Here is a 22458-nt window from a genome sequence, read left to right as displayed (position 1 = left end):
AATGAAAAAACTGTTTATCATAGTCGCATTTTTGATAGCAGCAGCGTCATGGTGGTTATCTCAGCAAATAAATAAGGTTAAATTTGAACCACTTAATATCTCTGAGCCATTAGTTGAGATAAGGGCTGGGCAAACATTTAATCAGCTATGTCATCTATGGCAGCGTAGCGGGGCATTATCTAACTGCTTTCCTTATCAACTTTATAGTAAGTTAGAGCCTAAGTTATTCGCGTTACAAGCGGGCTTTTACGATCTTAAAGGGCTAACTGTGCTAGATGCCATCAGCAAAATTAGTCGCGGAGATCAACACAACTTTAGCTTTACAATCATTGAAGGGATGCCCATTTGGGAAGTCAAAAACAAGCTACTCAGCGCCCCCCACTTAACGCAAGACATTGATAAGCTGACAGCACAACTGAATATATCGCAAAGTTCAGCGGAAGGGTGGTTGTACCCCGACACATATCACTATCATGGACATGACTCAGCGCTGCGCTTACTTAAACGTGCTCATACCAAAATGCAGAGTGTGCTTGAAAAGGAATGGCAAAATAGAATGCCAGATCTTCCTTTAAACACGCCTTATGAAGCCTTGATCTTGGCTTCGATTATTGAGAAAGAAACGGGCGTAGTTGCAGAAAGAGATAAAGTAGCCTCCGTTTTTATCAATCGCTTACGTAAAGGTATGCGTTTACAGACAGATCCAACCATTATTTATGGTATTGGTGAGCACTTTGATGGTGACATTAAACGTGAAGATATCCGTGAAAAAACGCCATATAACACTTATCGAATTGATGGCTTGCCACCGACACCCATTGCAATGCCGTCTCGTGCTGCTATCCATGCGGCACTTAATCCAGCAACAACCGAATACTTTTACTTTGTTGCGTCAGGAGATGGTGGGCATCACTTTTCGAAAACACTGACTGAACATAATAAAGCGGTGAAGAAATTTATTTTGAAACAATGACATTGCAAGAGAGCTGGCGTTGAAAGAGAGGGCTAACCCTCTCGTTACTCTCTATTACAACATAAAATATTCTTTAATACCCGCCAATACACTAGATACTGCAACTGAAGCTAAAATAAGTCCCATTACTCGGCTGACGATACTTGCGCCACTATCACCAATCCATTGGTGAATTTTTGTCGCAACCAGTAGAAATATCAACACGATAGCCAATACGCTGAGCATAATAATCGACGTTTGGAGTTGTTCAAATACATTGTTTTCGCTGTTTTTAGTAAGCAAAACGGCTGCTAGCATTGCCCCTGGGCTTGCGATAGAAGGCATTGCTAAAGGGAAAATAGCGGTATCGGATGCTTTACTGTCTAACTTAATCTCTTCACTTGGCTTACCCTCGCCAAAAATCATTGTCATGGCAAAGATGAACAGTACGATGCCTCCGGCAATCGCGAATGCAGGTAGGGGAATACCAATCGCGTTTAAAATGATTTCGCCCGCAATAATAAAAAACAGCAACACAATGGCTGCAACCAGTGTAGCTTTTACCGCTATTTTTCGTTTCGTCGCAATATCAAAGCCAGTAGTGGTTGCGATAAATACTGGAATGGTGCCAATGGGGTCGATGACCGCAAAGAAAAAAATGAACGTTGAGATATAATGTTCCATAGTTCCCTATTATGAAATAAAGGTTGTTCAAAAATTGCTTATGGTTGGCCATCTGCTATTGACCAACGGCAAATAATATCACTAATTTCATGACTTTATTCTGAATTTCCTTAATTATTTTATGTATTCACAGCACGTACCCAAGCCACTGCGTCGTTGTAATTCTCGAAGTTTTTAATCGCTAAGCCGTGCTTGTCAGCAAATGCTTCAATTAATCCACTTTTGGTGTCTGAGGGGGAGATAACTCGGGCAAGAGTAACCCCATCGACAAATTGATTGAGTTTTTGTAAAACGGTTAGCACGCTTGGATAGTCGTAGGTGATATGTAATTGAGATACGTCGATAACTAAACTTTTTAGCTGATTCGATTTAAGTGCAAGCCCTAAATTTTTGTACATCTCGATGATATTGGCTTCCACGCATTCCCCGTATGCGGCTGCGTGGATAAGTTTCTCTTTACTATCAACCGTTGCTCTATAAGAGAATTTCGCCATGCTCTATTGCACCTTTTATGCATATAGATAAAAGGATAGTTCAATTAGCTGGCGATACCAATTTCAAAAAGCGCACCAAAGCAAAGCTTAGTTATATCGCTATGCTAGCTCTTCAGCTACCTCAGCGATTTTTTGTCTCAGCCAAATGTGGCTTGCATCACGGTGTAATAGCGGGCTCCAAATCATATCTAACTCAAACGGCGGAATAGGGAATGGCGGCTCCAAAACTGTTAAGGTCGGATCATCACGATAGATATTCGCGGCTTTTGACGGTAATGTTGCGATTAAGTTCTGCTCTTTTGCTAAGTGAATTGCAACGTGGTAATTACGTGTAAAAGTTGCGATGTTTCTGTGTTTTCCAAAGTGTGCGAGTGCCTCGTCAACCCAGCCAAGTTTCTGTACATCGGCGGGATCCATTCCGACCCCAACACCAAATCCGGTTTTACTTACCCAAATATGGCGAGATTTTAAATAGGCATCAAGCGTAAAGTTGGTAATAACGGGGTTATCGGACTTCACCAGACAGCAAAAACTATCCTTCCAAATTCGTTTGTGGTGAAACGATTGCGGTAGATTTTCGAAGCGGTTAATTGCCATGTCTACCTTGCCATTTTCTACATCATGAAAAGTAACATCACTCGGCGTGAGAATATCAAGGGTCGTATCTGGGGCTTCCTCATGAAGTTTAGTTAGAAGTTTCGGCGCAAGCGTACTTGCAGCATAGTCGCTGGCCATAATCCTAAACACTCGATTACTACTCGCTGCTTCAAACTCCCTGTTAGGGGCTAAGGTTTCTTCCAAAGTCATGAGTATGCCACGGATCACAGGCTGCAGCTCAAGCGCGCGCTCTGTTGGCACCATGCCTTCGCTGGTACGTACTAAAATAGGGTCATTAAAGAGGTTTCTGAGACGCTTAAGACCGTTACTCATTGCCGGTTGGGTAATACTTAATTGATTTGCGGCACGTGTTACATTGCATTCTCGAAGTAAGGTATCGAGGTAAACCAGCAGGTTAAGGTCAATTTTACTAATGTTCACTCAGTTTTCCTTTGTATTATTCTTCTTTTTTGGCATTTTGGAGAAAGCGATTGTCATGTGGATAAGGGTAAATATGTCTTACGACTTTCTCACGAATATCTCGTTGTGCTTGCTGCCAAAACAACACCTCAGCCAAATCAGCATGATGGCGCAGAAACATTTCCTTTAGTGTAGGATTTGTCAGAACAAATGTACACAACTGTTCAGGAAAGACGTCTTGTGGTGCACTGGAAATATCGCCAGAGTCGTACATATTATCTAGCCCTTGTTTTGGCAGCGCTCTAAAGTTCATTTCCGTGAGATATTGCACCTCATCATAGTCATAGAAGATAACTCTATGGTGTTTACTCACGCCAAAGTTTTTTAACAGCATGTCACCTGGAAAAATGTTTACAGCGAGCATTTCTTTGAGCGCATAGCCGTAATCTCTAATGACTTGCTCACACGTTTCTTCATCGGCTTGCTGTACAAAGAGGTTGAGCGGTGTCATACGGCGTTCAATATACAAGTGCTTTATCACCATATTATCCCCTCAATACGTATACTTTGAGAGATAGAGTCCAGCAATAGCTGATAAAGGGCTGGTGAAATACGTGCAAGTGGGATCACCACATCGGAATATTCAATTGTATCTGCCATTCTACCTACGCGATCGTGGCGTTTTACAAGTTGATACCGCTCTAGAACGGTTGTTTTTGTAAATGGCTTACTTTCTGGAAATTGGTCACGGATCACTTTAAAAACATAGGGAAAGCTTGGCAGAGTGAATACCATCATTACCATGCCGGGCGTACCTGGAGCGACTTCAAATTGTTCTTCGGAATTAGCTAAGTGGTGTAAAAACTCACGATAAAATTCGGTTTTCCCCTGTTTATGAAAGCCGATGGCGTTATAAAGCTCAGCCTTTGTTTTATTTGGCATGAGTTGATTTAAAAACTTAACTAGCGCAGATGGGGCGTGGGTCTCTACTAAAAAGTAAGCCCGCGCAAAACCAAAAATCACCCGCATTTGTGAGCTGTTGGTAAGCAGCGCATCGATCAGTAAGCCCCCAGTTTGTGCGTGTAATACCGAAATGATAAACGGCTGTACACCAGATTTAGATACCACTCGGCCGACAATATAGGCGCCTTTATTACGATAGAAAGGTGCGCTGAGGATGTCGAAGCGCATTAAGTGTGCCTGATGATGCGTGTTAGGTGCTTGTTTAAGAAACGCCTTAACGAGTAGTCGAATATCTCTATCTAAATCTTCAAATTCACAATGAAAGTCAATGTGTTCAATGATTCTTTTGATGGTGGGTTTGAGGCCACTGACGACTGGAAAATAGCTTCGATACTCTGCTTCTACAGGGAGTGATGTGGCGTTAGCAAGCTGGGTTTCAACAAAAATGAAATCGCTATTGTAATATCGGCGGTGAAAGAGGCGACAAAAAACTGAATTATAGAAAGTTTCAGCAAGCTCTGGTTGAGGGTGAAAGGTAAGACGCTCAAGGTAAGCCTGTTTTACTTTATACCATAGCGATTCATCCAGTTGCGTAGAGCCATAGAGTTGTATTAACTTCTGTGCGGTTTCATCAACTTTACTATCGTATTGGCTGATCCTCGCTTTACTTATCCGCTCTATCTCTCCCCAATTTTGAGCAGCAAAAGCGATGGGTGCCAGTTTGGTAATTTTTACAAATGCGTGATAGTGGTTTTGAAAACCTGATAAAATTCGCTCTGCTAACTGCTGTGCTTGCATCTACATCCCTCATAAATTATCCACGCGGAGTGGTTTCACTTTACAAGGTAATGTGCGAAAAGTCATCTGGTAATACCAGTTAAGGTATTTGCATAACTATAGCGAATGCGCATAGACCAAGTGTGATTCTCAAAAAACAACCAATGTAATTGAGCGGTTATATCACTCATATTCTTTGAGTTGCTTTTCTAATTTTGAAATCTCTTTCTCTAGGCTTTTAATCGCTTTAGCATGTGCCTTATTAATGGCCTTTATTTCCTTTTTAACTTGTCTGACGACCTTTTTGCGCCTGTCTTCATTCATCAGTTTAGTTAATTGATCTTGTTGCTCTCTAACTGCGGTATCTCTTTTGCGATTGAGCACGGCTTTTTCATGGTGTTTGGCTCTGAGTGCACGCTTTGTCCTTTTCGCAATTTGGTTACGTTCCAAATTGTTTAACGTTTTATAGTGCTGCTCTGAGGGAGCCGAGGCTTTAGGATCGGATGTGGTTATCGTATGCTGGGTCGCATTGGCCGAACAGGGAAATTGGCTAAAAACGATGCCTCTGTCGGTCGTGCATTTAAAGTATTTTACCGTTGTTGTGGCGAAACAATGAGTAGAAACAAAAATCAGTACAAGTAGTTTTAGATATAATTGCATATGGCATCCTTGCTGTAACAGTTAATATCTACTTAACCATAGATGACATCCCACTTTGTTCAAGGTTATTGCGCTTCAGGGGCCGTGAATTTTTTTAATGTCTTAATACTTTGTATTAAAAATGGAATATCTAAATTACCGTTTAACACAAAGCCTTCCTTTGCTGACATCTGCTTGAAGCTACCATCTTGATTGACTAAGGTGATTTTGTCTTTTTTGAAGGCAACTAAGACACCTTGCGTAAAGTTAACGCCTTCTGCATGAGAGCGAGTTTTAATGTTCGATGCCAGCATACTTTGCTGAGCAAGGGGGTCGCAGCCTAGATAAGAGCTTAACAGGGTGTAGGTGATGTCATTGGGCTGCACAAGACCAGAAGCCTGAGCAAACAGCTCAATGTTCGTTACCGCAGAACTGGTTAATACCGTCGCTTGCTGTGCACTAATATCAATTGCCACGAACGGCTTTGAACTATCAATGTCAATTTCGTCACTTACTTCAATGATTGTTAATTTACTTGCTTGATGAGAAGGAACAAAAGAGAACTCGCCGTTAGCATTAACACTCATTAAGTCATTATTAATTGACCATACCGGAACTTGCTGCTGTAGCAGGACAGACTCTTTATAATAACTCGGTAGACCGTATATCAGGCTGAATAGCGCATCGCTGCTATTTCCTGCGCGTAAAACAGAATCCATTCGGAACACGTTATTTTTACCGTTGCTCTGAAGTGCTGTTGCTGTTTTTTGGAACAGCGCCTCATCTGTGTAAGCATAAACGTTGATAGGTTGCTCTGTGGTATCTTTCTTTTCTTTGCATACCGCCGAAATTACAGGGGCTTTGTATTTTGAATGCGTATCACCAATGCTCAATGAGTGCGCTTCTTCATACTGCTCGATATCAAGTAAATCGTGTCTGGCGAGTAAGCTCTTTGCGGTTGTAGGATATGAGAGAGGTAATACATTATCTTGCTTAGTGATATCGAAAAAGGCATTCGCATCGGCCCAAATATGCAGGCTGTGACTGAGCGCAAAGCAGGTAACAATGGTCCCCGTTGCATAGCGAGGGAATTTATAGGATTTAAGCTCGGCCAAATGACGCCAAGCATAATTACCTGCGAGCAGTTCAAAAGTGAGCACCAGTCCAAGCATTGCAATGGTAACAATGAGATTAATGAGGGATGATCCGACTAAGGTTTCCCACAATAAAACAAAAATATCGGAAAGCGAAGCTGGGTTTATATGGTAGCCAAGTTGTAGGTAAACAAAGGCATCCACTGTTAGTACAACAATACCAACCGAGGCAATAATTGCAGCCATCCCGCGAATATGTCGCGGGTAAGGGAATATTAAACTAAGCGGAAAGATAGTTAATACAAACGCACAAAAAGTGATAAAGCTGGTATGGCTTATCCACGTGATCAGCATATAAAACCAACCGACAAAGGTACTTGGCGCTTTGTCGGCGAACAAATAAACTGAGCTAATCAATAAAACCAAGCCAATGTTAGCAAAGGTAAACCAGTGTCCCCAGCTGAGTAATTGACTTGCTTTTGATGAAAAAGGGCTGTGCGGTGTAAGATTCATTCCGTTACTTTACTGATTGTGTAAGTGCTTTGGCAAAATTTTCGGCAACAGATTGTCTCTTACTCTCTGGAACATGTTCTTTTAGAATGTGCGTGATAGAATTACCCAAACACATTAAGCTGAGATCAACTGGTGCGTTTTGCGAGCTTAATACATTAACTAATTGGTCAACAATTTCTTCTACTTGTTTATTGGAATACTTTGATTGGATAGGCATCAGTTGGTTCAATTTATAAAAGCAATAATTTTTACATTTTAACATTAGAGGCGTGAAAAACAAAGATGAGCGTTGAGGTAAAAAAACTAGTTGTTCACTATGTAGACAAACAGGACGAAGATACCGAAATACATCTACGTGACGATGAAATGCAAGTCAATGACAAAGTTAATGTTTTCATTGAACAATTGCATCATGCCTACAATGGCAAACCGGGTAAAGGGTTCTGTGCTTTTAGCGGCGAAAAAAGCAGTGTGGTCGCGTCTGCGATGCAGAGTTATAGAAATAATGAGCTTAACTTTTGGAATTTAACCCAAGAAGCAACCAATGTGCTTAAAGAAGAGCTTAATAAATATGCATTTCATGAAACTGGGTATTTAGTGTTTTGTCATTATCAGTATGTTGCCAGCAATTTTATTATGATTGCACTGATTAATATTAAAGAGCATTACACGATTACCTCAGACTTAGACTTATCCGCAGCAAAACACTTAGATATTTCACGTATGCAATTGGCTGCTAGAATCGATTTAGATGCTTGGGATACAGCCGCAGAAGAAAACCGTTATATTTCCTTCATTAAGGGGCGTGCTGGTCGAAAAGTTGCTGATTTCTTTTTAGATTTTCTTGGTTGTGAAGAGGGGATCGATCCAAAGCAGCAATCACAAACTATGTTACACGCGGTTGAGGATTATTTGTCTACACAGCAATTTGAAAAGTCTGAAAAAGACGACATCCGCAAGGAAATTTTTGATTACTGTAACGACTGTGTTTCAAGCGGCGAGGACGCAGATGTTAATACACTGTCCGAGACGCTTTCTAAGTCTTCAGACGTAAAGTTTGAAGACTTTTATAAAGAGCAGGGCTATGAGCTGGAAGAAAGCTTTCCTGTCGATAAAAAGACAGTAACGAGTATGGTGAAATTTTCCGGGCTTGGCGGTGGAGTAAGCGTTGGCTTTGAACGTAAGCATTTGGGTGAGCGGGTTATTTATGATGCTGCGACTGATACACTTACGATTAAAGGTGTACCGCCTAACTTAAAGGACCAAATTGAACGTTATTATAATGGCGAATCTTAGTTTATAAAAAGCAGCGTAAGCTGCTTTTTTGTTCCTATTTCATCCCTTTTTCTGCAAATATTTATATCAATTTGCTGCTTTTGCTAGCATTTTCTTAAATTTAACTATACTTGCAATGTAGTACTTGTAGAACAAGCAATTGGGATGAATCACAATGAAGATGAAACTAGCTTTAGGTTGTACCCTTTGCCTTGCCTGTTTTTCAGGGCATGCAGAGGTTAACTTTTCCGGATTCGCAAGTATCAATGCTGGTAAGGTGCTGAGCGGAAGCGGTGTTCCACAATTCGGAATAAACGATCCAATATTTCTCGCCGATTATCCTATCGTCAGTGTTTACGACGAGGATATCTCATTTGAACCTGAAACACTGATGGGCCTTCAATTTAGTGCTGATCTAACAGAAGGTTTAAGTGTTACTGGTCAAATTGTTGCGCGCGGCGCAGACGATTTTGATGCAAAGTTCGAGTGGGCTTATTTGTCCTATGAGATTAATGAGAATTGGACGTTCCAAGCAGGTAAAAAGCGCTTACCGCTATTCTATTACTCCGACTTTTATGATGTGGGTTACGCCTATATTTGGATGCGTGCACCCGCGGACAACTACACCTGGCAAATCTTTAATTATAATGGCATCAATATGCTCTACAGCGGCAGTATAGGCGACTGGTCATTAAGCGGGAATATTTACGCCGGTAAAGAAGACGATGATGACAATAAGCTGTTGAGCGAGTTTTTCTTTCAAGAGCCAACTAGAGAAATCTGGAAAGACATCCTAGGCGGCGTAATTCAAACCAGTAATGATTGGCTTGAAGTGCGTTTAACCCATATGCGTTACACCAACCAGCGGTATCGCTCTGGAGAGCCTGTTTTATGGGAGGGGAGTGATGAGCGAGATGGTAAGTTTTATGGTTTAGCAGTAAATGCAGACTGGGGAAATTTCTTTATTTTATCTGAGCTAAATCGGTTGGACTTAGACGGCAATCTAGACACTAAGATGCTGACACTGGGCTATCGCTTTGACAATATCACGCCATTCGTATCTTACGCAGATTTTGAAGGCGAGGGCGACGATGCCGAAAGCCATGAAACCACTTCGTTTGGAGTACGTTGGGATTTTCATTCCTCCGCTGCTTTCAAGATTCAGTACGATGAGGTAGAGGATAACTCCGTTGGTTTAGCGGTCGCAGGTGATAGTAAAGCCATTACAATTGGCATCGACATGGTATTTTAAGGAGAGAAGCATGAAAAAATTATTTTTACTTACTCTACTTTGCAGCTCTTTTAGTTGCCTAGCCGTGGATGTCATTGTCAATCCAGCCAATACCTCTACACTTGATGAAAACGAAATTAAGCAAATTTTTATTGGTAAATCAAAGTCATTCTCCGATGGCTCTAAAGCACTTCCGATAACTCAGGCTGATGGCTCGACGGTAACCGATGAGTTTAATGAAAAGGTACTTAATAAGTCATCAAGCCAACTTAAAGCTTATTGGTCAAAATTAGTATTTACTGGAAAAGGGACACCACCAAAAGAAGCCGCCGATGATGCTGAGGTACTTAAACTCGTTGCGAGTAACCCTAACCTAATTGGGTTTGTATCTTCGGGAGCTGCAGATAGCAGCGTTAAAGTGGTGAAGTCATTTTAGGAAGAGATAAGTAAGGCCCTATAAAAGGGCCTTACTTTAGATTTTGCTATCAATGATTAACATCGTCAGCTTTTTGCTTAGCATTTTTGCTGACTTTTCTTCAGCACTAGACTTAGCCATGTTCTCAAAACTAGACGCTGCTTTTATTTGTGCAGAAACATGCGCCTTTTCTTTATCGTTTTCCATGAGTTTTAAACTTGAGTTGGCAAAAACATAATAAGTGCTGTTTTTCTTCACGTCTTCGAAATCAACGCTAAAATCAATTTGAAAGTCTGCACTTTGTTTTTCACCCACAACAGTAAGACCTTGCTTAGTCAGGCTCTCGGCTAACTGATTGCGGATAGACTCCTGTCCCCAAAACTTTGATGAAATACTAAAAGTTAATGACTGAATAAAATCATTCAGCATTTTGTTTTTGTTGCTCACTGAGGTTGGTATGGCAATGCTGCCGCCACCTAATTGCCTGTGATATTCGTTTGCTTTGCGTCTTTTAGCAATTAGTCGCTTAATTGCCATCGCTTCTTTTAATTTTTCTGAATTGGTTAGTGCCGAAATAGTCGCGTTACTGATCTCTTCGTCAAGTTGTCTAATATCAAGCTCAGCGTGCATTCTTGACTCAATTTTGTTAAATGAGGCAAGGGCATAGGCCGTTTTTTGCTCTGTGGAGTAAAACTCCTGCTCAATATTGATCCCCTGTAATTGTATACTTGGGACTCGAGAATATAAAATCTCATCCACTCGATACGAAAAATCGCCATTAGCTTGACTTTGAGCAACTTGTGTTGTTCCTTCAATTTCCACATTTAACTGTTTGGCAATCGCCAATCTAGCTGCTTCTTGGGCGGCAAGTTTGGCTTCCGTCCTATCTACAATATGACTCGCTGAACCAACGCCATACACTAGATAATCGGAACTCGGTTGCTGTGTAGCCCAAATGGGCAAGCTTTCTTCCTTTGCAACAGCCTGCTTGGTAGACTGACAGGCAGATAAACTAAGTAGAATACACAGAGGTAACGCTAGACGTTTAGAAACCATACCCGCTGCGCTCTTGAAGTTTTTGAATTTTCTTCTGTCCATTCCACACCTCTCGGTTAGTCGTCATGTCTATTAATCGAAGATCTACTTGGTAGAAAGTGACTCGACTACCACCTTGTTCATCAACAAATGAGTTAATCGTGCCGGATAGTGCATAATCAGCACCTTGCTCTTGGCCGATCTCATTACGAGTTTCGAGGCTTGAATTAAGCTCTTGGTCTCGCCTTTCCTCACGAATTTCATCTCGTACATAGCGGTTTGCGACGAAGTCAGCTTGCCCACTTCGCAATATGGCGCGCTTGAGGTCATTCAAAAAAGTGTCAACTGCAATATGCTGATGCGACTTGTTACGAACAGATTGAATAATGATTGCGGGTCGAGTGCCTTCTTTGGCACGGTGTTCACGTACCCAAGGGAAGCCGAGCATATCGCTTATCATTGCTTCAGCAACTAACTGAGAGTCTTTGGCATTCCATTTATCTGAAAGCGCTATTTCTTCATTGGCGTCCACGCGACTCACTTTGGTTGTTGAAGAACAACCCGTCATAGCTGCGCAAGACGCGATGAGCATTGGGACAACTAATTTAACTGCAAATTTAGGCTTCATGTATTCAGTCCATGTTAGTTAGAGATGATAAATAATTTTGTTTTTCTGGTTCAGCTACACCGGTGAAGGTGCGAATGTGGCTGAGCAATGGTGCTGTTTGAGTCAGCGGTATATCCTGTTTAATTACTCTGCCAGTCCTTAATTGGGTTTGCAATTGCAGGTGAGTGGTATTTTCGGGTAATTTCACTCGAGCTACTCTAATCTCACCCGGTAAAGATTGCCATTGCCTTGTGTCTGCCGCTGCTGTAATGGCGTTGGTGACAGATGATGTTAGCTGAGCAAGCCCTGCCAACAGCGAGTTCTGTTGGATGCCAACTTGCTTTATAGCTTTACTTGCTGTGACTGCTTTTAACACTTCTCGTGAAATAGCGGTGTAAATTTCCATATTGGCATTACCTAGCGCGTCATACAGTGTGAGTAAGTTTACCGAATAAAAGGGGTGTAATTCTGTAAGTTTTTGTCCGTTGGCGAAAAGCGCAACATATTGAATATCATTTTTATGAGGTTGTAAGTAAGTAACCGAGATTCTACTGCCATACTTGAGTGCATCAATCACCCCTTCGTCTACGGCTTTTTGCCATAATTTATCACCGAGAGGTAAGCGTTTTGTGACAGTGCCTAATACAACATCGCTAAAGTCGCCTGTTGCATAGTTTTGAATGAGATCAAACAGACTGGTATCAGCAAACATTAAATTAAACCATGCGAACTGGGCTTGGCGTTCTTCTTTTGTTCCCCAATAAATTGGCGTAATCACTAATGCTTGTGCCTCTTCATCAGGTCTAAGGTAAAGGTTAAACTCTTTGCGTTGCGGTGATACACCTAAGCTTTGAACTAATGTGAAGTAGTTTTCTTCCTTGTCTGCAACCATTCTGTTGAGGTCTTGCTGTGCTTGTTGGCCTGCATATTGACCTAGTTTGTATTGTTTACTAAAGCCATTTTTGTATGCGCTCACCGCTCGCTCATATTGGATCCGAGCACTATCTAGCTCGCCTTGTTGCTCATATAGAACGCCGCTTAAATACTGTGCAAATGCATCGTCTTTATACTCAAGTTCACCGCTGATAAATGGTTGATTAAAAATCGCTTTAAAAATTTGCTCAATATCATTTCCTGCCTTTTGCTGATTTACGTAGCCTCCGGTTTGTTGCTGTAATTGAGAGAGATATAAATCCAGTTGACGCATTTCTGTCAGTGCAGAGTCATACATAGCAACACGATTCACTTTTGATGCGTTTGCTAACGATACATAATTAAGCGCCATTAATGTATGGATCATAGGTTTATGAAAAGCACGGCCAGTATATTTTTTGTAACTCGCACCAGTAAAAGCAGAAAAAAGCTGGTCGCTGATGCTGACAGTGTAAGCGGCTTCAATAATTTCTTTTGCGTGAGAAAGATGTTGATTACTTAACTCATAATGATGTTGTAAGTGAGCTAACATGCCTGATTCTAGGTAATACAATAATTCGTCACTAGATGAATTTTTATAGGCATCGTCAATACGCTGTTGGGCTGAGATAAAATCTCCTTGCTCCGCGTATTCTATGGCCTGCTTGTTGGCTTTAGGGGTCAAGTTACAGCCGCTCAGCATCAAGCAACCTGTAAAGATAAAGAGCTTTATCATGAAGTTATATAAATCAACTTGGAATCGCATTCCTTGCATACTTGTTCTTATAATGGCAGTGTTGTGGTGTTCAATCATATAACAATAAATTAAATAGTAAAAAATTGAATTGAAAGTGCTAAATTGTTAAAAATCGTTTTTACAATTTATTACTGTTAATCAATAATATTTTTGATAAATTTTATTCCGTAATCAGGGCAATTAAGGAACCCAACATGAAAGCAAAACAACTACTTATATCAGTGGCCGTTATAGGGATGCTATCGGCTTGTAGTTCAAGTAAAGATGATGCGGCTTCAAGCCCAAGAGTTAATATTCCAGAATGGGTTCTCAATCCAACAATCGAAGATGGTATAGCTGCAGCAGATTGTGTGAAATACTCGGGCAACATTTCAATCGATCAAAAAATGGCGGTTGCAAATGCACGTCTTGCGTTAGCTCAGCAAATTGAAACCCGTGTTGAAGGCCTTGATAAGACATTCGCGAACCGTACAGATGCAAACGATGACACAACGGTAGGCGCAACCTTTAGCTCTGTATCCAAACAATTGACTAAACAAACATTAAATGGCTCTCGTATCGTTAAGGCCGATGTTATCGATATTTCTGGTAAAGATTATTTCTGTGCATTGACGACGTTATCACCTGATCAGACTAAAGAACTTTTCAAAGATTTGATCAAAGAAAGTAAGCGCAGTGTAAACCCTCAAGATGAAAAGTTTTTATATCAAGAATTTAAAGCTTACAAAGCAGAAAAAGATCTGGAGAAGGAAATTGCAAGGCTAACTAATTAAAGCGTGAGTTTCACGCTTTAATTTTTTGAAAGGAACGCTCTATGCGCAAATCGATATACTCATTTTTAGTTATGGCGTTAAGTGCCATTCCAAGTGCGGTGGCGAGTCAAGCCCAGCTTTTTGAAGAGCTATCAGAGAAAATGTCACGTTGGCAAACCTCCGAGCCTAATGATGAAGAGCTGAGCGAGTTTGAGCAATATAAACGCCAACAATTAAGTGAGTTTGCTGATTATGTCGAAGAGCATTTTGAAGAGTACGATGCCTTTCGTGATAATGTGATCCAACAGTGGGGAGATATAACTGTTGCTGATCAAGCTGCATTTGTCACCTACAGTGACGATTTATCATCCAGAATGGTTGTCGACTTTGAAGCCAATGAGTTGGTAGTAAGCATTAGGCATGCAGAAGATGAAAGGGTATCTCAGGCTCAACTTCAAGCCCTATACAAGGAATTTACCGCGAAAGACCGTGCAGTAATTGATGTATTTAATGTTGATACGCTCGCGATAAACCAAAGTGAAACAACGAAACGTGAAGTGGATAACGCTGCTCGTGCAAAAGCGTTGATCGCAGCGAAAAAGCAAATAGATAGCCAATTCGAACAACAGCAACGCTACATAGAACGTCAGACGGATGAGGCCATCATTGACGGTGAAGATTCAAAATTAGCAGAGGCTCAACAACAAGCGCAACAGAAAAAGCTGGAGTTGTTAAAGCAAAAACGCCTTAAAAAGCTATTAGAAACAGCTAGCAATACTGGTAAAAGTGAAGCAACTGTCGTATCTGAAATCGTGCTTAAGCTACCCAAGCAGACTGAACTTTCCAAGCATCGAGCAGAACGTTATGTTAGCCAAGTGAATGCACAAGCGAAGCGCTTTGACATTGAACCTAGTTTAATTTTTGCGGTTATGCACACCGAAAGCCACTTTAACCCAATGGCAAAGTCACACATTCCTGCGTTTGGTTTGATGCAGATAGTACCGACGAGTGCGGGTGTTGATGTGAATCGTATGTTGTACAATCGCGATGAACCGATGTCGGCACCTTATCTATATGTGACGGATAATAATATTGAAGCGGGGACGGCTTACCTGAATATTCTAGATAAGCGCTACCTGAGTAAAATACATAACCCACTTAGTCGTAAGTATTGCACGATTGCGGCTTATAACACCGGTGCTGGAAATGTTGCTCGTGTTTTTAATGCTGATGATTCGAGATCAATTACAAAAGCAGCAAAGATAATTAATTCACTCTCGCCAGAAAACGTACTAGCAGCGCTAGACAAGAGTTTACCGTATGATGAAACCAAACATTACCTGGACAAAGTCTTAACGCGGGAAAAGCTCTATATATCATCTGAATAAAGTATTGCACAAAGTTATAAGTTAAGTGCGTTCAAGGCATCTTCAATATGATCGTGGCGGAATCGATAACCTGCATCGAGAAGTTTTTTTGGTACGACGTATTGGCCGTACAATAGCAATTCTGACATTTCACCATATGCCAATTTGAGGACAAACGGTGGTACGGTAAATAGGCAAGGGCGTGAGATAGCGCGTGCTAAGGCTTGAGAAAATTGCTTATTTGATACCGGGTTTGGGGCTGTTGCATTAATAACACCGCAGATCTCGTCATGTTTAAGTAGATACATTATCGCCTGAATCATATCGTCGATATGGATCCAAGACATCACCTGTCTTCCAGAACCAATCGGGCCGCCAACGCCAAATCGAAAAGGCGGTAACATTTTATCTAAAGCACCTCCCGATTTTGAAAGCACAATGCCTGTTCTTATTATACATACTCGAGTTTGGCTGGAGCTGGCTCTAAAGGCGGTATCTTCCCAATCTCGGCACAGCCTATGGGAGAATTCATCATGGTAATCCTTGAAATCTTCAGTGATGGTCAAGTTATCCGGTTGGCGTCCATAAAAACCTATTGCACTACCTGAAATAAACACCTTGGGCGGTGACGTCGCAGTGTTTATCGCTGTAACGATTTGCTCAGTGATTTTTATCCGGCTATTGTAGATCTCTTGTTTTTTTTCTTTGCTCCACCGGCCATTGGCTATTGGTTCACCCGCAAGATTAATGACCGCATCAAGCTCATTAAAGTCGACATCATCAGTATCGGTGACGCAGCTAACCCCTCCTGGTAATAGGTTTACAGCTTTTGAAGGCGAACGGGTCAGTACAACCAGATTATGTTTGTGTACTAAAAATTGGCATAGCTTTTTACCAATTAATCCTGTAGCGCCTGTTATGAATATATTCATTCTCAATACTCTTTATTGTAATCAAATAAACTTACGTTTTAGCAAGGAGTTAGATCACTCATTTTCATTATAGGTGGTTTGTTTTAGAATGGTAAAAAAGCAAAAGGAGTGAACTGTGTCTTCACTAACTGGAATTAACAAAACGCTGGTGGTTTTGGCCTCGCTATTTTTAGTGTTAGGTGGGATCAAGCTTGCGTCTGAGATTGTTGTGCCGTTTATATTAGCCGCATTCATTGCGATTATCTGTAATCCCATGCTCAAGCTTTTGGCCCGTTTTAAGATACCAAAAGGTCTGGCCATTCTGGTGATTATCGCACTTGTGATTTTAATTGGTGCAAGTATTGGTGGGCTTGTTGGGCAATCAGTCAATGATTTCTCTAAGCAGCTGCCAACTTATAAAGAAGACTTACAAGAAAAGTTCGTTTGGTTGGTCAATACTGCAGCGAACTACAATATATTATTGGATAAACAACAACTTATTAGCATGCTAGACCCAAATAAGCTAATCGATGTGGCCACCAACATGCTGACTGGCTTTGGTGGTGTGATGGCAAATAGCTTTTTAATTCTGCTTATCGTCGTCTTCATGCTTTTTGAAGCGCCTTCTTTGGGCCACAAAGTGCATCTCGCACTAGACGACCCAGAGATGAAAATGCAGCAAATTGATAGATTTTTAGATTCTATCAATAGCTATTTGGCGATTAAAACGCTTGTTTCACTGGCGACTGGTGTCGTGGCGGCCGTTTTTTTATGGGCGTTAGATGTTGATTACTTCGTGCTTTGGGGCGTAGTTGCATTTTTGCTTAACTATATTCCAAACATAGGTTCAATCATTGCGGCTGTGCCGCCTGTTTTTCTGGCCTTAGTGACACAGGGGCCATTGGTGAGCGGCATTGTTGCTGTGGGTTACATTTGTATTAATACCTTAATGGGCAACATTATTGAGCCAAGGTTTATGGGTCGAGGGTTAGGTTTATCGACCTTGGTAGTGTTTCTCTCGTTAATCTTCTGGGGGTGGTTACTCGGAACTGTTGGAATGCTGCTTTCTGTGCCACTTACCATGGTTGTGAAAATTGCCCTTGAAACCAGCGAAGAGGGTAAATGGCTTGCAATCCTTCTCGGTTCAGAACAACCCGATAATAGACCATCTTAACAACGCTGAGATCCGGCAAATAAAAAGGAGCTATAAACAGCTCCTTTCTAAGGTTTACTCGTCATTATCTGAAGCTCAGGTTATTAAAGCTTAGCACCTAATAATCCAATCAAAAATGTCGCTAGAGATTCAAATCTTCTTTCAATACTTTACTGCTTTTTAGCTCGATGATGTGCGCTTTTAAAAATGCAATTTTGCAATTTTTATAAGCTGTCGCTGAGCGCGTTGCGTTTGGCATGTCTAGTAAGTATCGCCACCGGCAGCTGTCTTCCATATATTCCTCCTGATTGCGAAGGGCACGTTCCATAATTGGCAAGATCTGTGTATTACCAGTGTCCGCTTGGTACTTTTTAGTATCGAGCAATAACTTAGTGATCCAGGTTTGACGATGACGTTCAAGTAAGTTGATATTGCCATCCAGGCACATGAGGAATTTTTTTGCCTTTTCCGGATGCGTTGACTCATACTTCGTACAGTCTTGTAGTGTGACATCGTCGTCTGCAATCACAGAAAAGGTTAATCCCGATACCAATAGACTGCTAATTATTCTTTTCATGGTTAAACTCTATCGTAAATTTCGCGCCACCATGTCTGGAAGTACCGATTTGCATCAAGCCATGATAGGACTTAACTAAATCAGATACGATAGCCATTCCTACGCCGTGGCCAGCTTCATAGGTGTCTAATCTTGCACCTCTGGTTAGTAGTTCTGAGCGGCGATGCTCTGGAATGCCAGGGCCATCATCTTCTACTTCTATGATTAGTAGGCGCTTTTTAGGTGCACTTACTTTTATATCGACCAAGGAACCACATGCTTTACAGGCGTTATCTATAATATTACCAAGAATTTCCATTAAATCCGTTTTATCACCTAAAAATGCAACCTCCTCACCACATTCGGATGAAAATTGAATGTGCTTGTCGTGATACACTTTAGTCATGGCGTTGAGTATTGAGTCAAGTACGGGTTTTACTGATGTTTGTTTCTTCCATGTATCGGATGCGCCCGTTGCAGCACGTTTCAATTGATGTTCGATCATTGCATTGATTCTGTCTAGTTGCTCCTGAGCGTCTGCATCTTTTGCCAGTGGACTGGATTTGATCACCGCAAGGGGAGTTTTTAACGCGTGCGCAAGGTCGCTAAGTGAAGCTCTATATCTCTCTTTTTGCCGCTTTTGAGATTCTAATAGTAGATTTAAGTCGGATTTGATTGTTAGGAGTTCGACGGGGTAAAGACCTGTGATCTTATCGCGCTCGCCAGCTTCAATCTCTTTAATTTCTCTATCGAGTCGTTGCAGCGGCCTTGCGTTCCATACAAACCCAAATGCCATCAATCCGGCTATCACCACACCCATAACCAGCATCCAGTTGACCAAGGTGTTTCTAAACCCTGACATTAATTCCATCAGCGCGTCATTTTTCTTTAAAAGTACAAAGCGGGCTTGCTGCGATTGCTCTGCATTTCCGAGAATAACGGTCAGGCTAAGTTGCCAAAACAGTACGCCATTATATTCAACTCGTTTAAACTCAGATGCTCCAGCCTGGTTTTCTGAAAAGTCAGGTGAAATTGAGAGATTTACAGCCGACTCGGAATACCAAACGAGGGAGTTATCTTGATAGACCAGTGCATAAGTATCAGAATTCAATCTGTTTAACTCAGGTGCAAGAATACTGCGAGGCATTTCGAGTCCGTTAGAGACAAATTCGACTTCAGAGATAAGTGAGTAGAGGTGGGCTTCCAATGTTTTTTCAGTCGCATCGACTAAAGAAGAGTAATAAGCCCTGCCCACGGAGAAAAATAGCGCGGGAAGGGCAATAATAAGCACAAAGACAAGGATAAATCCTTGTCTTATTTTAAGCGAAATTTGAGAGCTGTTTACCACTGATTTTTGAACCTATATCCACGTCCTCTAAGGGTTTCAACAGGGTTCAGAGTGCCATCAGGATCAAGTTTCTTACGCAGCCTTAAGACAAACACTTCAATGACGTTAGAGTCTAAGTCAAAGTCCTGATCGTATATGTGCTCAGTGAGCTCAGATTTAGAAATGACTTTTTGTGGGTTAACCATTAAGTATTCTAAAACTTTATATTCATAGGCTGTTAGTGATAGCTCGTTATCGTTAACCCAGACTTGCTGTGAGCGAGTATGGATTTTGATTGGACCAATGCAAATCTCTGGATTTGCTTGTCCAGCGCTACGTCTAATAAGTGCATTACAGCGCGCAATTAGCTCTTCAACATGAAACGGTTTAGTGAGGTAGTCATCAGCACCTGCATCAAGGCCTTCCACCTTGTCTTGCCAGCGGTCGCGTGCCGTTAAGATTAAAATAGGGATCTTAACGCCGTTAGCTCGTGCTCTACGGATAATTTCAATACCGTCAAGTTTTGGCAAACCGAGGTCGATTACTGCCATATCTAACGGATATTCTTCAAGGTGAAATAATCCAGACTCACCATCATGACACAAGTCAACGCTATATTTTTCTTTCTCTAATGCATTTCGCAGGTTTTCTGCTAGTTGAATATCGTCTTCGATAACTAAAATACGCATCCTTAGTCCTTATTTACTTCACCTGTTTTCTTGTTTACTTTTAAGTCAACAATTCGACCATCTGGTTGGAGAATTCTTACCACAAAAAACTGATTTTCTTCAGAAATCTTAAGCGTCTTCCCAGCGTACTTATCAAGCGCCAGAGACACAGCTTCTTTTTTTGTAATTGTCTTTACATTCTTATCATTGCGGCTATTGGCGTCTGCTACACTCGAAGCGAACGCCAAAATCAACGCTAAAAGAGTGAGTTGCAATCGCATTTTAAGCTCCACAGTTTCATAGATACTAAGTGTCTAAACTTCATAAATCTCAAACAAATTTAGTGCTTTTGTAATTAACCTTTGCTGAACTTAACGTTCATTAAACTTTTATGGCAGAACTCGCTTGTACGGTTTTACAATACTAGCAGTATAGACACCAGCATCAATATAGGGATCGACGCTCGCCCATTGCTGTGCACTTTCTAGGTTTTCAAACTCAGCAATAACCAAAGAACCCGTAAAACCCGCTTCACCAGGATCTTCCGAGTCAATCGCCGGTAACGGGCCTGCTGCAAACAATCGACCTTGTTGTTTTAATTCTTCTAAACGAGCTAGATGAGCAGGGCGTACAGCAAGACGCTTTTCTAATGAGTTTTCAGCGTCGGTTGAATAGATCATGTAAAGCATAAGTATTAGTTCCGGATTGGTTTCTAGGTTATTATTGTTATTTTTTACGTATTTTGTCGGCTGTTCAGGCCCGTTTATCAATACTATGATAAAACGCCCTCAGTGCAAAAGTAAATGTACGCAGAGTTTTTCAGTGATTAGACATTTAAACTTGAAAAACACTCAGCTTGACTGGTAGAGTCCTTCGGATATTTGTAGAAAATAATAATAAGGTTGATTGCAATGAGTGCAAACCGTGAGCATTTTAGCTCCCGATTAGGGTTTATCCTTGCCGCTGCAGGTTCTGCTGTTGGTATTGGTAACTTAGTCGGCTTTCCTGTTTCCGCCGCAAAAAATGGTGGTGGGGCATTTTTACTAATCTATGCACTATTTGTAGTGTTTATCTGTTTACCTGTCATGATGGCCGAAATGGCAATGGGTAGGAAAGCCCAAAAGGACCCGTTTGGCGCATATAAGCTGCTATCTAATCATGATAAAAAGTGGTCAATAGCTGGATTCTTGGCTGTACTCACGCCGTTTATGATTGCCGTCTTCTATATGGTTATTACCGTTTGGATTTTTGGCTTCTTAGCGCAAACAGCTTTAGGTAACTTAGATGTACTCGCCTCTCCGAAGTACTTTGGCACTTTTATCAACGATACCAATGTTTTCATCTATATGTTGATAGTGGGTGTGATCGTGAATCTTATCTTGGTTGGCGGTGTAAAAGAAGGGATTGAAAAAGCAGCTAAGTTACTCATGCCAGCGTTATTTGTCATGTTAATTGGCCTTGTTGCATACGTATTAACTCTTGATAACGCGATGGCAGGTGTACGCTATTACATCGTTCCTGACTTCGAAAAGATGAATGCAAGTGTGCTAAATGGCGCACTGTCACAAGCGTTCTTTTCACTGTCTTTGGGGATGGGTATATTGATCACATACGCTTCGTATATTTCTAAGAAAGACGACATCGTCGGTAGCTCTAAAATGGTCGCGATTACAGATTCATTAGTGGCGTTTATCGCAGGTCTGATGGTACTTCCGGCTATCTTTAGTTTCAATCCGAATACAGATCCAAGTAAGTTATCTGACTCTTCTGTATCTATGATTTTCGATTACTTGCCGAAATTGTTATTGGCTTTACAAGATGATATTGGCTACGTCGGTGCCTCAATAGTTGCAGGTACTTTCTTTTTACTGGTTTTCTTTGCCGCGATAACATCGCTAGTGTCAATTGTCGAGGTGCCTACAGCGACTTTGATGGAAGAAAAATGTATTTCACGTAAAAAGGCATTGATTATCTTAGCGTTGACCACAGGTATCTTGACTGTGCTATCTACTATGTCTTTTGGAATGGTGGATTGGCTTACAAGTTTTGTAAGTTATGGCGATGCTCAGAAGAGCTTCTTTGACCTAATCTACGATGTGTTTTACGATACTATTTTACCCTTGAATGGTCTGCTGTTGTGTCTATTTGTTACTTATCGCTGGAAAAAATCTGGTTTGAATGAAGAACTTGCGCAAGGTTCAGAGGGGTACGTAGGCAGCTTTACTGAGAAATATATTAATTTCTCCCTATCTACATTCATCCCGGTGATCCTGTTAGCTATTTTCATTAATACCGTTGCAACTAAATATTTTGCATTCAGTATCTTTGGCTTCTAGCAACGGAACATTTGGTTTGGGCA

General features: G+C 41.2%; 23 protein-coding genes and 1 pseudogene. 8 read left to right on the top strand and 16 right to left on the bottom strand.

Annotated elements, in window-relative coordinates:
• The first annotated feature begins 1 nt into the window (after position 1).
• Complete coding sequence (gene mltG, locus GSF13_RS16000) at positions 2-973, top strand: endolytic transglycosylase MltG (protein WP_010604995.1); 972 nt, start codon at positions 2-4, stop codon at positions 971-973.
• 54 nt (positions 974-1027) lie between these two features.
• Here mltG and GSF13_RS15995 read toward each other — a convergent pair whose 3' ends face one another.
• The 7 genes and pseudogenes from GSF13_RS15995 to GSF13_RS15965 form a co-directional block, all read right to left on the bottom strand.
• Positions 1028-1636: a MarC family protein gene (locus GSF13_RS15995; RefSeq protein ID WP_017219127.1), complete on the bottom strand. Its 609-nt coding sequence runs from the start codon at positions 1634-1636 to the stop codon at positions 1028-1030.
• 119 nt (positions 1637-1755) lie between these two features.
• Positions 1756-2130 carry a hypothetical protein gene (locus tag GSF13_RS15990; RefSeq protein WP_010604993.1) on the bottom strand — a complete coding sequence of 125 codons (375 nt, stop codon included), beginning with the start codon at positions 2128-2130 and terminating at the stop codon, positions 1756-1758.
• A gap of 99 nt (positions 2131-2229) precedes the next feature.
• Positions 2230-3168 carry a LysR family transcriptional regulator gene (locus GSF13_RS15985; protein WP_010604992.1) on the bottom strand — a complete coding sequence of 313 codons (939 nt, stop codon included), beginning with the start codon at positions 3166-3168 and terminating at the stop codon, positions 2230-2232.
• Positions 3169-3184: 16 nt separating this feature from the next.
• Positions 3185-4908 (bottom strand): annotated as a pseudogene (gene aceK, locus GSF13_RS15980) (bifunctional isocitrate dehydrogenase kinase/phosphatase).
• Between the two features lie 162 nt (positions 4909-5070).
• Positions 5071-5547, bottom strand: coding sequence for a DUF4094 domain-containing protein (locus tag GSF13_RS15975; RefSeq protein ID WP_010604990.1), 477 nt, complete (start codon positions 5545-5547; stop codon positions 5071-5073).
• Between the two features lie 65 nt (positions 5548-5612).
• Positions 5613-7133, bottom strand: a complete 1521-nt coding sequence (locus tag GSF13_RS15970) for a DUF3413 domain-containing protein (protein WP_010604989.1) — start codon at positions 7131-7133, stop codon at positions 5613-5615.
• 4 nt (positions 7134-7137) lie between these two features.
• A complete protein-coding gene (locus GSF13_RS15965) occupies positions 7138-7350 on the bottom strand; it encodes a DUF1414 domain-containing protein (protein ID WP_010374035.1) in 213 nt (70 codons plus the stop codon).
• Between the two features lie 65 nt (positions 7351-7415).
• On the opposite strand from GSF13_RS15965, the gene yejK reads away from it, so the two are divergent.
• From yejK to GSF13_RS15950, 3 genes are all read left to right on the top strand, one after another.
• On the top strand, positions 7416-8429 hold the full coding sequence (yejK, locus tag GSF13_RS15960) for a nucleoid-associated protein YejK (RefSeq protein ID WP_102056952.1): 1014 nt from the start codon (positions 7416-7418) through the stop codon (positions 8427-8429).
• Positions 8430-8583: 154 nt separating this feature from the next.
• Positions 8584-9660, top strand: coding sequence for a porin (locus GSF13_RS15955; protein ID WP_010604987.1), 1077 nt, complete (start codon positions 8584-8586; stop codon positions 9658-9660).
• Between the two features lie 10 nt (positions 9661-9670).
• Positions 9671-10075 (top strand): phosphate ABC transporter substrate-binding protein, encoded by a 405-nt coding sequence (locus GSF13_RS15950; RefSeq protein ID WP_010604986.1) that lies wholly within the window; start codon positions 9671-9673, stop codon positions 10073-10075.
• A 36-nt stretch (positions 10076-10111) separates the two neighbouring features.
• On the opposite strand, the gene GSF13_RS15945 is transcribed toward GSF13_RS15950, so the two are convergent.
• The 3 genes from GSF13_RS15945 to GSF13_RS15935 are packed head-to-tail and all read right to left on the bottom strand — an operon-like array spanning position 10112 to position 13383.
• The gene (locus GSF13_RS15945) at positions 10112-11152 is read right to left on the bottom strand and encodes a hypothetical protein (RefSeq protein WP_237116513.1); all 1041 of its coding nucleotides are present in this window, start codon (positions 11150-11152) and stop codon (positions 10112-10114) included.
• Positions 11100-11717: a penicillin-binding protein activator LpoB gene (locus tag GSF13_RS15940; protein ID WP_174168739.1), complete on the bottom strand. Its 618-nt coding sequence runs from the start codon at positions 11715-11717 to the stop codon at positions 11100-11102. Before GSF13_RS15940 ends, GSF13_RS15945 begins: the two co-directional genes overlap by 53 nt.
• Positions 11718-11721: 4 nt before the next feature.
• A complete protein-coding gene (locus GSF13_RS15935; RefSeq protein WP_211866265.1) occupies positions 11722-13383 on the bottom strand; it encodes a hypothetical protein in 1662 nt (553 codons plus the stop codon).
• 176 nt (positions 13384-13559) lie between these two features.
• On the opposite strand from GSF13_RS15935, the gene GSF13_RS15930 reads away from it, so the two are divergent.
• Positions 13560-14138: an LPP20 family lipoprotein gene (locus GSF13_RS15930; protein ID WP_010604982.1), complete on the top strand. Its 579-nt coding sequence runs from the start codon at positions 13560-13562 to the stop codon at positions 14136-14138.
• 41 nt (positions 14139-14179) lie between these two features.
• Complete coding sequence (locus GSF13_RS15925) at positions 14180-15505, top strand: murein transglycosylase domain-containing protein (RefSeq protein ID WP_010604981.1); 1326 nt, start codon at positions 14180-14182, stop codon at positions 15503-15505.
• Positions 15506-15519: 14 nt separating this feature from the next.
• Here the strand turns inward: GSF13_RS15925 and GSF13_RS15920 are convergent, their stop codons facing one another.
• A complete protein-coding gene (locus tag GSF13_RS15920; protein WP_211866263.1) occupies positions 15520-16416 on the bottom strand; it encodes a TIGR01777 family oxidoreductase in 897 nt (298 codons plus the stop codon).
• A gap of 115 nt (positions 16417-16531) precedes the next feature.
• On the opposite strand from GSF13_RS15920, the gene GSF13_RS15915 reads away from it, so the two are divergent.
• The gene (locus tag GSF13_RS15915) at positions 16532-17569 is read left to right on the top strand and encodes an AI-2E family transporter (protein WP_010604979.1); all 1038 of its coding nucleotides are present in this window, start codon (positions 16532-16534) and stop codon (positions 17567-17569) included.
• 121 nt (positions 17570-17690) lie between these two features.
• Here the strand turns inward: GSF13_RS15915 and GSF13_RS15910 are convergent, their stop codons facing one another.
• The 5 genes from GSF13_RS15910 to GSF13_RS15890 all read right to left on the bottom strand — a co-directional run bounded on the left by GSF13_RS15910 (position 17691) and on the right by GSF13_RS15890 (position 20788).
• Positions 17691-18125, bottom strand: a complete 435-nt coding sequence (locus GSF13_RS15910; RefSeq protein ID WP_010604978.1) for a hypothetical protein — start codon at positions 18123-18125, stop codon at positions 17691-17693.
• The gene (locus GSF13_RS15905; RefSeq protein WP_211866261.1) at positions 18109-19452 is read right to left on the bottom strand and encodes an ATP-binding protein; all 1344 of its coding nucleotides are present in this window, start codon (positions 19450-19452) and stop codon (positions 18109-18111) included. Before GSF13_RS15905 ends, GSF13_RS15910 begins: the two co-directional genes overlap by 17 nt.
• A complete protein-coding gene (locus GSF13_RS15900) occupies positions 19446-20120 on the bottom strand; it encodes a response regulator transcription factor (RefSeq protein WP_010374057.1) in 675 nt (224 codons plus the stop codon). The genes GSF13_RS15905 and GSF13_RS15900 overlap by 7 nt, the downstream gene beginning before the upstream one ends.
• A gap of 2 nt (positions 20121-20122) precedes the next feature.
• A complete protein-coding gene (locus GSF13_RS15895) occupies positions 20123-20380 on the bottom strand; it encodes a PepSY domain-containing protein (protein ID WP_010374059.1) in 258 nt (85 codons plus the stop codon).
• Between the two features lie 108 nt (positions 20381-20488).
• Entirely contained in the window at positions 20489-20788 is a 300-nt protein-coding gene (locus GSF13_RS15890; protein WP_138583523.1) for a YciI family protein, read from the bottom strand.
• 222 nt (positions 20789-21010) lie between these two features.
• Between GSF13_RS15890 and GSF13_RS15885 the strand changes: the two genes are divergently transcribed.
• Positions 21011-22435, top strand: coding sequence for a sodium-dependent transporter (locus GSF13_RS15885; protein ID WP_010374065.1), 1425 nt, complete (start codon positions 21011-21013; stop codon positions 22433-22435).
• Positions 22436-22458: the final 23 nt, after the last annotated feature.

The organism is Pseudoalteromonas sp. M8 (genome assembly GCF_018141365.1).
Lineage (GTDB): Bacteria > Pseudomonadota > Gammaproteobacteria > Enterobacterales > Alteromonadaceae > Pseudoalteromonas.
Note: the sequence above shows the minus strand (reverse complement) of the source record. Positions and strands in the feature narration are given on the sequence as shown.

Bases quoted from the DNA above. Each gene is read 5' to 3' on its own strand.
- GSF13_RS15930 (WP_010604982.1), top strand. From the start codon at position 13,560: ATGAAAGCAAAACAACTACTTATATCAGTGGCCGTTATAGGGATGCTA.
- yejK (WP_102056952.1), top strand. From the start codon at position 7,416: ATGAGCGTTGAGGTAAAAAAACTAGTTGTTCACTATGTAGACAAACAG.
- GSF13_RS15955 (WP_010604987.1), top strand. From the start codon at position 8,584: ATGAAGATGAAACTAGCTTTAGGTTGTACCCTTTGCCTTGCCTGTTTT.
- GSF13_RS15945 (WP_237116513.1), bottom strand. From the start codon at position 11,152: ATGGACAGAAGAAAATTCAAAAACTTCAAGAGCGCAGCGGGTATGGTT.
- GSF13_RS15970 (WP_010604989.1), bottom strand. From the start codon at position 7,133: ATGAATCTTACACCGCACAGCCCTTTTTCATCAAAAGCAAGTCAATTA.
- GSF13_RS15965 (WP_010374035.1), bottom strand. From the start codon at position 7,350: ATGCCTATCCAATCAAAGTATTCCAATAAACAAGTAGAAGAAATTGTT.
- GSF13_RS15975 (WP_010604990.1), bottom strand. From the start codon at position 5,547: ATGCAATTATATCTAAAACTACTTGTACTGATTTTTGTTTCTACTCAT.
- GSF13_RS15935 (WP_211866265.1), bottom strand. From the start codon at position 13,383: ATGCAAGGAATGCGATTCCAAGTTGATTTATATAACTTCATGATAAAG.
- GSF13_RS15900 (WP_010374057.1), bottom strand. From the start codon at position 20,120: ATGCGTATTTTAGTTATCGAAGACGATATTCAACTAGCAGAAAACCTG.
- GSF13_RS15950 (WP_010604986.1), top strand. From the start codon at position 9,671: ATGAAAAAATTATTTTTACTTACTCTACTTTGCAGCTCTTTTAGTTGC.
- GSF13_RS15910 (WP_010604978.1), bottom strand. From the start codon at position 18,125: ATGAAAAGAATAATTAGCAGTCTATTGGTATCGGGATTAACCTTTTCT.
- GSF13_RS15885 (WP_010374065.1), top strand. From the start codon at position 21,011: ATGAGTGCAAACCGTGAGCATTTTAGCTCCCGATTAGGGTTTATCCTT.
- GSF13_RS15925 (WP_010604981.1), top strand. From the start codon at position 14,180: ATGCGCAAATCGATATACTCATTTTTAGTTATGGCGTTAAGTGCCATT.
- GSF13_RS15940 (WP_174168739.1), bottom strand. From the start codon at position 11,717: ATGAAGCCTAAATTTGCAGTTAAATTAGTTGTCCCAATGCTCATCGCG.
- mltG (WP_010604995.1), top strand. From the start codon at position 2: ATGAAAAAACTGTTTATCATAGTCGCATTTTTGATAGCAGCAGCGTCA.
- GSF13_RS15920 (WP_211866263.1), bottom strand. From the start codon at position 16,416: ATGAATATATTCATAACAGGCGCTACAGGATTAATTGGTAAAAAGCTA.
- GSF13_RS15995 (WP_017219127.1), bottom strand. From the start codon at position 1,636: ATGGAACATTATATCTCAACGTTCATTTTTTTCTTTGCGGTCATCGAC.
- GSF13_RS15990 (WP_010604993.1), bottom strand. From the start codon at position 2,130: ATGGCGAAATTCTCTTATAGAGCAACGGTTGATAGTAAAGAGAAACTT.
- GSF13_RS15890 (WP_138583523.1), bottom strand. From the start codon at position 20,788: ATGCTTTACATGATCTATTCAACCGACGCTGAAAACTCATTAGAAAAG.
- GSF13_RS15895 (WP_010374059.1), bottom strand. From the start codon at position 20,380: ATGCGATTGCAACTCACTCTTTTAGCGTTGATTTTGGCGTTCGCTTCG.